The organism is Collimonas sp. (assembly GCF_044339385.1).
Classification (GTDB): domain Bacteria; phylum Pseudomonadota; class Gammaproteobacteria; order Burkholderiales; family Burkholderiaceae_D; genus Collimonas.
In genome coordinates this window covers 1-9343 of record NZ_JBIIVN010000103.1, presented here as the reverse complement: position 1 = coordinate 9343, position 9343 = coordinate 1, and the positions used below count along the sequence as shown (strand labels likewise).

8 protein-coding genes, 1 tRNA gene and 2 pseudogenes are annotated in these 9343 nt (G+C 55.0%); 7 read left to right on the top strand and 4 right to left on the bottom strand.

Translation table 11 applies throughout. From position 1 onward, the window contains the following. Positions 1-69: 69 nt before the first annotated feature. Together ACIQ0R_RS08605 and ACIQ0R_RS08600 are read left to right on the top strand one after the other, a co-directional pair. Positions 70-504: pseudogene (locus ACIQ0R_RS08605) on the top strand (molybdopterin cofactor-binding domain-containing protein); the annotation flags it as partial. A gap of 440 nt (positions 505-944) precedes the next feature. Continuing rightward, positions 945-2129: a xanthine dehydrogenase family protein molybdopterin-binding subunit gene (locus ACIQ0R_RS08600; protein WP_395826204.1), complete on the top strand. Its 1185-nt coding sequence runs from the start codon at positions 945-947 to the stop codon at positions 2127-2129. Positions 2130-2141: 12 nt separating this feature from the next. Here the strand turns inward: ACIQ0R_RS08600 and ACIQ0R_RS08595 are convergent, their stop codons facing one another. The 4 genes from ACIQ0R_RS08595 to ACIQ0R_RS08580 form a co-directional block, all read right to left on the bottom strand. Further along, a complete protein-coding gene (locus tag ACIQ0R_RS08595) occupies positions 2142-2672 on the bottom strand; it encodes a lipocalin family protein (RefSeq protein ID WP_395826206.1) in 531 nt (176 codons plus the stop codon). A 90-nt stretch (positions 2673-2762) separates the two neighbouring features. Beyond that, a complete protein-coding gene (locus ACIQ0R_RS08590) occupies positions 2763-3473 on the bottom strand; it encodes an SDR family NAD(P)-dependent oxidoreductase (RefSeq protein ID WP_395826202.1) in 711 nt (236 codons plus the stop codon). An 8-nt stretch (positions 3474-3481) separates the two neighbouring features. Continuing rightward, on the bottom strand, positions 3482-4498 hold the full coding sequence (locus tag ACIQ0R_RS08585; RefSeq protein ID WP_395826200.1) for a TIGR01777 family oxidoreductase: 1017 nt from the start codon (positions 4496-4498) through the stop codon (positions 3482-3484). Next, on the bottom strand, positions 4495-4935 hold the full coding sequence (locus tag ACIQ0R_RS08580; RefSeq protein WP_395826198.1) for a hypothetical protein: 441 nt from the start codon (positions 4933-4935) through the stop codon (positions 4495-4497). The genes ACIQ0R_RS08585 and ACIQ0R_RS08580 overlap by 4 nt, the downstream gene beginning before the upstream one ends. A 706-nt stretch (positions 4936-5641) precedes the next feature. On the opposite strand from ACIQ0R_RS08580, the gene ACIQ0R_RS08575 reads away from it, so the two are divergent. From ACIQ0R_RS08575 to ACIQ0R_RS08555, 5 genes and pseudogenes are all read left to right on the top strand, one after another. Continuing rightward, positions 5642-6466 carry a MerR family transcriptional regulator gene (locus ACIQ0R_RS08575; RefSeq protein WP_395826196.1) on the top strand — a complete coding sequence of 275 codons (825 nt, stop codon included), beginning with the start codon at positions 5642-5644 and terminating at the stop codon, positions 6464-6466. A gap of 137 nt (positions 6467-6603) precedes the next feature. Then, positions 6604-6746, top strand: a pseudogene (locus tag ACIQ0R_RS08570) (GNAT family N-acetyltransferase); the annotation flags it as partial. A gap of 217 nt (positions 6747-6963) precedes the next feature. Continuing rightward, positions 6964-7548, top strand: coding sequence for an RdgB/HAM1 family non-canonical purine NTP pyrophosphatase (gene rdgB / locus ACIQ0R_RS08565; protein WP_395826194.1), 585 nt, complete (start codon positions 6964-6966; stop codon positions 7546-7548). Then, positions 7545-8807 (top strand): radical SAM family heme chaperone HemW, encoded by a 1263-nt coding sequence (hemW, locus tag ACIQ0R_RS08560; protein ID WP_395826192.1) that lies wholly within the window; start codon positions 7545-7547, stop codon positions 8805-8807. The genes rdgB and hemW overlap by 4 nt, the downstream gene beginning before the upstream one ends. Before the next feature lie 91 nt (positions 8808-8898). Beyond that, positions 8899-8988: transfer RNA gene (locus tag ACIQ0R_RS08555), tRNA-Ser, on the top strand. Positions 8989-9343: the final 355 nt, after the last annotated feature.

Here is a 9343-nt window from a genome sequence, read left to right as displayed (position 1 = left end):
AATGGGCATCAATGGTAAACACACAGGCACTTGGTTCACCGAGTTGGCGGCGGCCTGACGCTGGGCGTCATGTTGCCCGGGCTGATGGATGAGGCACTGGCGGCGGGCGCCATTTATACCCCCAACGCATGGGTGCATATTGCCGATAACAACACCATTACATTGATCTCGGCGCGCTCCGAAATGGGGCAGGGGGTATACACCGCTTTGCCGATGCTGATCGCCGAAGAACTTGGGGTCGATGTGCACAAGGTGAAAGTGGCGATTGCACCGCCCAATGCGGTCTATACCAACGCGCTGCTGGGTGCGCAAATTACCGGTGGTTCGACTTCCGTGCGTGATGGCTGGGAGAAATTGCGCATCGGCGGCGCTCAGGTCAGAACCATGCTGATCAGCGCCGCCGCCAGTCAATGGCATCTCGACCACTCTGCGTTGTGGGTCGAAAACGGCATGGTGCTTGGCCCCAACGGCAAGAAAGCCAGTTTTGGCAAGTTAGCCGCAGCGGCCTCCAGATTGCCTGTGCCGAAAGATGTGCAATTGAAGGACCCGAAGGATTTCAAGATTGTCGGCAAGGCCACAAAACGCCTGGATACGCCAGCCAAAGTCAACGGCAGTGCGGTCTACGGCATCGATGTCAAACTGTCCGGCATGGTCTACGCGTCGCTTGAGCAATCTCCGGTTATCGGCGGCAAGGTAGTCAGTGTTGACGCCAGCAAGGCACGTGCGATGCCCGGCGTGATCGACGTGGTGCAGATCGACGATGGTGTGGCCGTGGTCGCCAACAGCTACTGGCGTGCCAAAAAAGCACGCGAACAGCTGAGCGTCCAATGGGATGAAGGGCCGCTGGCGAAGATCGACAACGCAGCGATGATGAACGGCATCCGCGCAGCGGAAAAAACGTCAAGATTATCAACATCCGGAAAACCGGCGATGCCGCCAAGGCGATGCAAGGCGCAGCCAGGGTTCTCAAGGTGGAGTACCAATCGCAGTTGCTGGCGCACGCGACGCTGGAGCCGCAGAATTTCACTGCCGACTTTAAAGATGGTAAGTGCAGAGTCATCGGTTCGACGCAATTCCAGCAAGGTGCGCAGGGCAATGTGGCAAAAGCGCTCGGGATCAAACCGGAAGATGTCGATGTGCAGACCACCTTCCTTGGCGGCGGCTTCGGCCGGCGACTGGAGGTTGATTTTATCGTTCAGGCCGCGCAAATCTCGAAAGCGGTTGGCAGACCGGTCAAGCTGGTGTGGACTCGCGAAGATGACACCACCCACGATTTCTACCGGCCGATGGCACTGCATCGCATGGCCGGCGCCCTTGATGCCGATGGCAAGCCGGTGGCGTTGACATTCCAGCTGACCTCACAGTCGGTGACGCAGCGCGCCTTCGGACTGCCGAAAGATACGCTCGATCCTTTCATGGCGGAGGCGTCGGTGGTCGGCTACGGCATTCCTAATATGACCCAGGACCTGGTGATCCACGATACCGGTCTGCGCGCCGGTTACTGGCGCTCAGTGAGCCATGCGTTGAATGCCTTTGCCAGCGAGAGTTTTATCGACGAGATGGCCGCTGCCGCCGGCAAGGACCCCTACGCCTTCCGGCTAGCGCTACTGGACCAGCAGCCGCGCTTTGCCAATGTGCTGAAACAGGCCGCGCAAAATGCCGGCTGGGGCACGCCGCTGCCAAGCGGCCATTTCCGCGGCATCGCGCTCATGGAGGGGTACGACACCTACATGGCGCAGGTGGCGGAGATCTCGATGGATGCTGATAACCAGATCAAGGTGCATCGGGTGGTCGTCGTGGCCGATCTGGGCCGTATGGTCAACCCGGATACGGTTGAGGCGCAGTTACAGTCGAGCGTGGCTTTCGGCCTGTCGGCCGCGCTTGCCGGGGAGATCACCTTGGAAAAAGGGCGCGTCCAGCAAACCAATTTTGGCGATTATCCGGTAGTGCGGATGAACGAGATGCCAAAAATCGATGTTACTTTGGTCGCCAGCACCGAAAAACCGAGTGGCATCGGTGAGCCTGCCACCGCGCTGATCGGCCCGGCGCTGGCCAACGCCGTGTTTGCCGCAACCGGCAAGCGGGTGCGCAAGATGCCGTTGACGCCGGAAAATATCAAGGCGGCTTGACGGCAGGCGCTGTCACTTGTTGCAAGACTGCAGGCTGTCATGACTATTGCCGCACAATTCGGTATGCGTTGTGTAGTGTAGTTTTGACAGATCGTAGCCTTGTGCGCTGGCCGAGGCCAGCGCAGCCTTGAGCTGATCTGCCGGCAGTTGTGGCGTGCGCGATAACACCCACAGGTATTTGCGATTCGGATTGCCGACTACCGCCCAGCGATAGTCGGGGTCCAAGCCGATGATCCAGTAATCGGCCTTAAATGGCCAAAAAAACCATACCTTTAGGCGGCTATTGGCCGAACCTTCGACCACGCTCGCTTTGCCGGTGGCGTCGTCAAATCCGGATTTGGTCCGGCAGCGATTATGTACGCCAATGTTGCCGTCGGCAGTCGGCGTATATTCTGCGCTGGTATCGGCGATGCAGTTGCGTTGAAAGTACATTGGGAAGCTGGCAATCTCAAACCACTTTCCACTGTACCTGGCGATATCGACTGAGGCGACACTGGCGACCGGCGTCTCGGCTGCAGTCTCGGCCAGCGCCGGATATGGCATTGCCGCCAACAATAAAACAGAGAGCAAGCCAGAAATTTTCACGATTTTTCCTTCTTCATGTCACGTTCCAGAATTTGCCGAGATCCTAAATTACCAAGGCAGTGTTTTTCCATGTTGGTCAAAAAAGCTTCCGGTGTCGGCAGCGCTGAGGTTATCGATTACCGTTAAAAGACGCGTCGCTGCTAACGTTGGAGATTGCAATTCTAGTCCGGTTTTTCGAAACGGCGAGGACAGCCGGGTATCGACAGTTCCCGGATGCAGCGCGATACAGATCGCATTCGGCTGACGCCGGTGAAGCTCGATAGCTGCGGTACGCACCAGCTGGTTGAGCGCAGCCTTGGAGGCGCGATAGCTGTACCAGCCGCCTAATTGATTGTCGCCGATGCTGCCTACTTTTGCCGACAAGGTTGCAAATACCGCCTTGCCTTCACGTGGTAGCAATGGCAGGAAATGCTTCATCAGCAATGCCGGGCCAATGGCATTGATGGCAAACGCTTGCGTCATCTGTTTCGGATCAAGTTCGCGCCAACTCTTCTCGGGCCTGATGTGCTCGCCATGCAGCAGGCCGGTGGCGTCAACGATCAGGCGCGGCACGCCAAGCTGTGCGACGTAGCGGCAGCAGGCAATGATTGATTCCTCATCGCATAGATCTATCCCGGGTTCGCTGGCGCGGCTAAAGCCTATTGTCCTGTCAAACCACGAGCCTGCCTGCAGCGCCTCTGCGATAGCCGAGCCAACGCCGCCGCTTGCGCCAATGACAACGGCGAGCGCATCACCTTGAAACGCTTGAAACGATTTCATCTCGATTGTCATGACTGGATTGGCGCCAAATCCGGACTGGGCTTGCACAAAATATTTTGCAGGGCGCTTCTGACATCGGGATAAAGAAAATCAAATCCAATCGCCTGAAGACGCTGCGGCACAATACGCTGCCCTTCAAGGAGTAAGTCCGCCTGCTCGCCAAGAAGCCAGCGTAATGGCAAACCTGGGGTGGGTACAAAACATGGGCGGCGCAATATTTTGGCGGCAATCTGGCTGAACCGAAGCTGAGAAACCGCCTCCGGCGCGACGAAATTGTAGGCGGCGATTATTGGCGCTTGAGCATCTGGTTGCTGGAGGCAATGACTGGCGATAGCAGCGATGCCGCGTAGCAGATCGTCTATGTGAATCCAGGAGAACCATTGCTTGCCGGAGCCAAGTTTTCCACCCATTCCAAGTCTGATGGGTAAGGCCATCATCGGCAGCGCGCCTTGCCGCCCCAAAACCACGCCAAAGCGCATGCATCTTACGGCGACGCCATCGGCGCTGGCTTTGTGTGCCGCAGCTTCCCAGTCCTGGCACAGCTGCGACATGAATATCGGCTGGCTCGGGCCGTTTTCCGCTGTAGCTTGCACATCTCCTGGTCTTTGAATGCCGTAGTAGCCAATCGCAGAGGCTGACAACAAAAGACGCGGCTTGGTTTGCGCTGCGGCGATCCACGCGACCACAGTCTCGGTCAGATCGATACGGCTTTGATACAGAATTTTTTTGCGCTTGGCGGTCCAGCGCTGCCCTAGAATTCGCGCGCCAGCGAGATTGATAATGATATCAAGCTGGTAAGTAGAGGGCAGTTCATGCATGTTGCCGATGGATTTGACGCCGCCATCGAAAAGCTGTGCCGCGCGGCCAGGGTTTCGGCTCAGGATCACGGCCTGGTGACCATTCGCCATCAAGGCCCGAACCAGATGTTGCCCAATAAAACCAGTCGCTCCGGTAACAAGTATGCGTTGCGATGTGTGGCCGAAACGAATACATGCAAAACTATCTTCCACACTGAAGAGGCTCATATGTCGTAACCTTTTTGTTGTCCGATCGGCGCATTTTTTGAGCAAGGATCTGCTGCTGCTCTTGATTTGGATGCGGCGTTGACGAATATTTTGCAGGCCCGCGGCTGGGCAGTTTGGCGTTCATCTGCGTAAAAAAGATAGGTGTTTGCTGCTACCAAGGTGGGTTGCCCGATATGTGCAGTCGATAGCACAGACTGCTGCGTTCTTTCAAACTCACTTACTTCGGCCAGGCAATAGGCACATAAGGCGTAGAGCGCGGTTTCGATTAGTTTCGTGATGACCACACGCTTTTGGTTATACGCCGGCCGCCGATACAGGCAGGTATAAATACGCGCGTATTGTACGTACCTGAATTTTACGTAGAGCGCAGAAAAGGGCAAAAACAGAGCGATTGCGGCAAACAGCAACGACAACGACGACGAAATGCTATACAGCATACTCAATTACCTTTTGCAAAAAACGGTTCTTGTTGTATCGGCCAGACCAACTGCTTGCCTCTGGAGAAAAATAAGCGATGGGTACGATGCAAATTATCGGTAATCAGACAATTTGCCTGCTTATCCAATGAGGTATTCCGGGATGTGATTCAGTGAGCTCGCCGGCCATGCCTGTCAAAAATAGTAACTTCATTGCCAGATCGCTCTAATTGCAAAGCCGCAAATTCGGCAACGCTCTGTTTCATCGATTTTTTGTTGTAAGGCATCCTTGGTGGGCCTGCTCGGAATGACAATACGCCCCTGTTATCAACCAGATGATCGTGCCGGGCATGGGTTGTCTTCCCGACAATATATATTGGTGACTGACCCGGCATCACCCTCGATTTTTCTGTTGATGACACCCACGAAAGCCGTAGTCCGTGTATCTGTAACGACAGCATTGCAAGCAGACGACATCGGCATGAGGTCAGGGGCCACGACCGTTGCAATCCCTATAACCGACCTGGCCCTTGTGATTTATGCAACCAGCAAGCTGCAGCCGGCAAGACTTGCTCTGACCGCCAAGCTGTTACTGAGCGCACTCCACATCGACAAGTCGTAAATTTTATATTCGTTGCGATACAGTATTAAGATATGCAAAATAGGGGGAGCTGTCCAGCTTATGTCCTCAAAGTGGCAACAATTATCGGTTCAATATCGGTTCAATATGAAAAATTCTGACCCAGAGATGCAACACGATGCCCAAGTCAACGGCTCTTTCCGGACCGGGGTTGCAGCACGATTAGCGGGCTTATCCGTGGAAACTTTACGCGTCTGGGAGCGTCGTTACGGCGTGTCAGACCCGCAGCGCTCATTGTATGGCTGGCGCTTGTATAGTGCGCCGCAGATCAGACGTCTTGGCGTGATTAAGCGATTGGTCGATCAGGGACACCCGATAGGAACCCTGGCGCAACTTCCGATCGAGCAGTTGCTGGATTTGCTGATGTCCAGCGTGTCCGGCGACCTGATGACACGCGCGCCGCGTGCCGCTTTGATTGGCGAGGGCCTCGTCAGACGTTTTACCGCGCATGGGCAAATCTGTCCCGGACTCCAAGTTCTCTTCACTCACGGCGATCTGAGTCAGGCCGCGGAGGCGTTGAGCGAGAGCGCCATCAACTTGTCGTTGATCGATGTGGTGATCATCGAGATCTGGGAGTTAGTCGAGAATATCGCACCGCTGATTACCCAATTGCGCCAGGCGATAGGTGTCAAGGCGGTGGTCGTGATGTACCGTTTCTGCTCCAGCTCAACGATTCGACGTTTGCGTGAGGCCGGTTGCATGGTGGCGCGGGTACCCACCGAACCGAGTAAAATTTTAATGCTCTGTAATGCGGCGATTGCCGCTGAACCTATGGTTGCGGCAGCGGATGTGAATACCGTGCAGTTCGCCAATCAGTTCGGAAATAGCGATGCGGTTATCCAACCGCGCCGCTTGAATGATCAGGCTCTTGAAACATTGATTGCAGCGAGCAACCGCGTTGCGTGCGACTAAAGTGGACCCATCTGTCCAGACAAATATCTGCATAGTTTAAGAAGCACTTCCTGCCTCCAATACAGCTGCGCGGTGCTGTCCCGGTTTTTCTGTTGCTCTTGGTGTTGCTGTTGATCTTGCCGTTGCGGGTACGGAAGCTCAGTTTCGTGTTTGGTCATAATCAGCCGAGTTTGAAATTGTTCGATGCCTTCGGATTTGAACGTTGGGCCAATATGCCCGGGTTGCCACCTTGGATGGTATCGAGCGCGATCTGGTGATCCTCGGAAAGCGCGTCGCTTAGATGTAGGCTCACCCATGAGCAAGTGCGGGCTTGCCGGAGCGCGCTTTGATTTTCCTTCTGCTTCAATCGGTTGGTAAGTGCCTCTGTTGGCAGCCATTGGTTGTGGATTTGGTGATTGTCATGGCATCGTTTCTTCAGGCCGGCATCGTCTCGGTCCGGCGGCAATCGCCATCTGGTGCTAAAGTACCGGCTTTCCCAAATTTGTTTAGAGTTGCCTATGTCGCGCCTCCTTGTTCTGGCCTCCAATAACGCCGGTAAATTAAAAGAATTCGGCCAATTGCTGGCGCAGCTCGATTTCGATGTTCGGCCGCAAGGCGAATTCGGCGTGCCGGAGGCGGAAGAGCCTTACCTGACCTTTGTCGAAAATGCGTTGACCAAGGCCCGTCACGCATCGCGCCTGACTGGCCTGCCGGCCCTGGCCGATGATTCGGGGGTTTGCGTCAACGCGTTGGGCGGCGCACCCGGAGTGTTATCGGCGCGGTATGCCGGCGAACCTAAATCCGACGCCGCAAACAATCGCAAGCTGATTGCCGATCTGGCGTCGCATGCCGATAAATCGGCCTACTATTATTGTGTGCTGGTATTTGTGCGTCATGCCGACGATCCGCAACCGGTAATCGCCGACGGTCGTTGGAGCGGTGTCATCATTGATGCGCCACGTGGCGCGGGCGGCTTCGGCTACGACCCCTATTTCCTGCTGCCGGAGCATAATAAAACCGCGGCTGAATTCAGCGCCATGGAAAAGAATGCTATGTCGCACCGCGGCCAGGCGCTGCGTGAATTGGTAGAAAAATTGCGATGATTCCTATCAAACCTATCGGCATGCCAGGCCAAGCCAAGAGCCCACCGGCACAACAGCCATCTGCTGCGGCTCAGGCCGCGCTGGCCTATTTGCAGCCGGGTGCACTGAGCTTGAGCGCGCTACCGCCGCTATCGCTGTATATCCATTTCCCCTGGTGCGTCAAAAAATGTCCATATTGCGATTTCAATTCGCACGAAGCCAACGGCGATGGCGGCTTTCCCGAGGAAGCTTACCTGGCGTCGTTGCGAGCCGACCTCGAAGCAGCGCTGCCGCTGATCTGGGGCCGCAAGATCTACACCATCTTCATTGGCGGCGGCACGCCCAGCTTGATGTCGGCAGCAGGACTGGATCGCCTGATGTCGGATGTGCGCTCGCTGTTGCCGTTGGACGGCGCGGCGGAAATCACGATGGAAGCCAATCCAGGTACCTTTGAAGCAGAAAAATTCAAGTCTTATCGGCAAAGCGGCATCAATCGCCTGTCGATCGGTATCCAGAGCTTCAACCCCCGCCATCTGCAAGCGCTGGGCCGTATTCATGATGACGGCGAAGCGCGCCGTGCCGTTGAGATCGCGCATTCAACTTTTGATAATTTCAATCTTGACCTGATGTATGCGTTGCCGTCGCAAACGCTGGCGGAGGCGCAGTTGGATATCGCCACCGCGATTGACTTTGCGGCGCCACACCTGTCGCTATATCATTTGACGCTGGAGCCGAATACTTATTTCGCCAAATATCCGCCAGTAGTGCCGGACGATGATGCCAGTGCTGAAATGCAGGACATGATCAGCATCCAAACCAGTGCTGCTGGCTATGGCCATTACGAAGTGTCGGCCTACGCTCAGCCTGGTCGACAAGCGCGTCATAACCTGAACTGCTGGCAATTCGGCGACTATCTCGGCATTGGCGCAGGCGCCCACTCTAAGCTGTCATTCCCGCACCGCGTGATCCGTCAGATGCGCTACAAACAACCCAACGCTTATCTGCAGCAAAGTCGCCTCGGCAACGTGGTGCAGGAAGAAGTGGAAATTCTCCGCGACGACCTCGCCTTCGAATTCATGCTCAATGCGCTGCGCCTGAATAATGGTTTTGAAGTCAACCAGTTCAGCGAACGCACCGGCCTGGCCCTGAATGTCATTGAGAAATCCCTGAGCCAGGCCGAAACCAAGGACCTGCTGTATCGCGATCATAAAATCATCCGCCCGACCGGGCTGGGAAGGCGTTTTCTCAACGATTTGCAGCAAATGTTCCTGTTGGGTTGAGTTGTTTCCATCCTCTCCCCAATAGAACCGCAATAAAATGCGTATCCAATATCGTAAATTCTTGCAAATTGGGTATAATGGCGGCCTTCCTGGAAGGTTGGCAGAGTGGTTGAATGCACCAGTCTTGAAAACTGGCGAGGTGTTAAAGCCTTCGTGAGTTCGAATCTCACACCTTCCGCCAATACATGGAAAGCCCCTTGATTTTCATGGAATTTCGAGGGGGTTTTTCGTCGGATGAAATTCAAATTTGCCAGTCGGCACCTCCGCACTTTCTCTCTCAAGTTGTAAAACGTCGAGCCTGAATATGGGGTTGTCGTTATCTGAAAAATTGCTCCAGCTAATTTGATTGGCCCATGCGCGAGATCAATGCATGTTTTAGTCTCGATGCTGTTACTCGGATTTGTTACGTGGATTTGTTAATTAGTCGCCCCTGAACAACCCCATCCCCCCAATGTTGGCGGGGCCCGATGCCTCAAAAGCGGTTGCGGAATTTGCAAGAACATGGAATATTTCTATTCAATTTCTTGCAAATATTG

Bases quoted from the DNA above. Each gene is read 5' to 3' on its own strand.
- ACIQ0R_RS08600 (WP_395826204.1), top strand. From the start codon at position 945: ATGCAAGGCGCAGCCAGGGTTCTCAAGGTGGAGTACCAATCGCAGTTG.
- ACIQ0R_RS08595 (WP_395826206.1), bottom strand. From the start codon at position 2,672: ATGCCATATCCGGCGCTGGCCGAGACTGCAGCCGAGACGCCGGTCGCC.
- ACIQ0R_RS08590 (WP_395826202.1), bottom strand. From the start codon at position 3,473: ATGAAATCGTTTCAAGCGTTTCAAGGTGATGCGCTCGCCGTTGTCATT.
- ACIQ0R_RS08585 (WP_395826200.1), bottom strand. From the start codon at position 4,498: ATGAGCCTCTTCAGTGTGGAAGATAGTTTTGCATGTATTCGTTTCGGC.
- ACIQ0R_RS08580 (WP_395826198.1), bottom strand. From the start codon at position 4,935: ATGCTGTATAGCATTTCGTCGTCGTTGTCGTTGCTGTTTGCCGCAATC.
- ACIQ0R_RS08575 (WP_395826196.1), top strand. From the start codon at position 5,642: ATGAAAAATTCTGACCCAGAGATGCAACACGATGCCCAAGTCAACGGC.
- rdgB (WP_395826194.1), top strand. From the start codon at position 6,964: ATGTCGCGCCTCCTTGTTCTGGCCTCCAATAACGCCGGTAAATTAAAA.
- hemW (WP_395826192.1), top strand. From the start codon at position 7,545: ATGATTCCTATCAAACCTATCGGCATGCCAGGCCAAGCCAAGAGCCCA.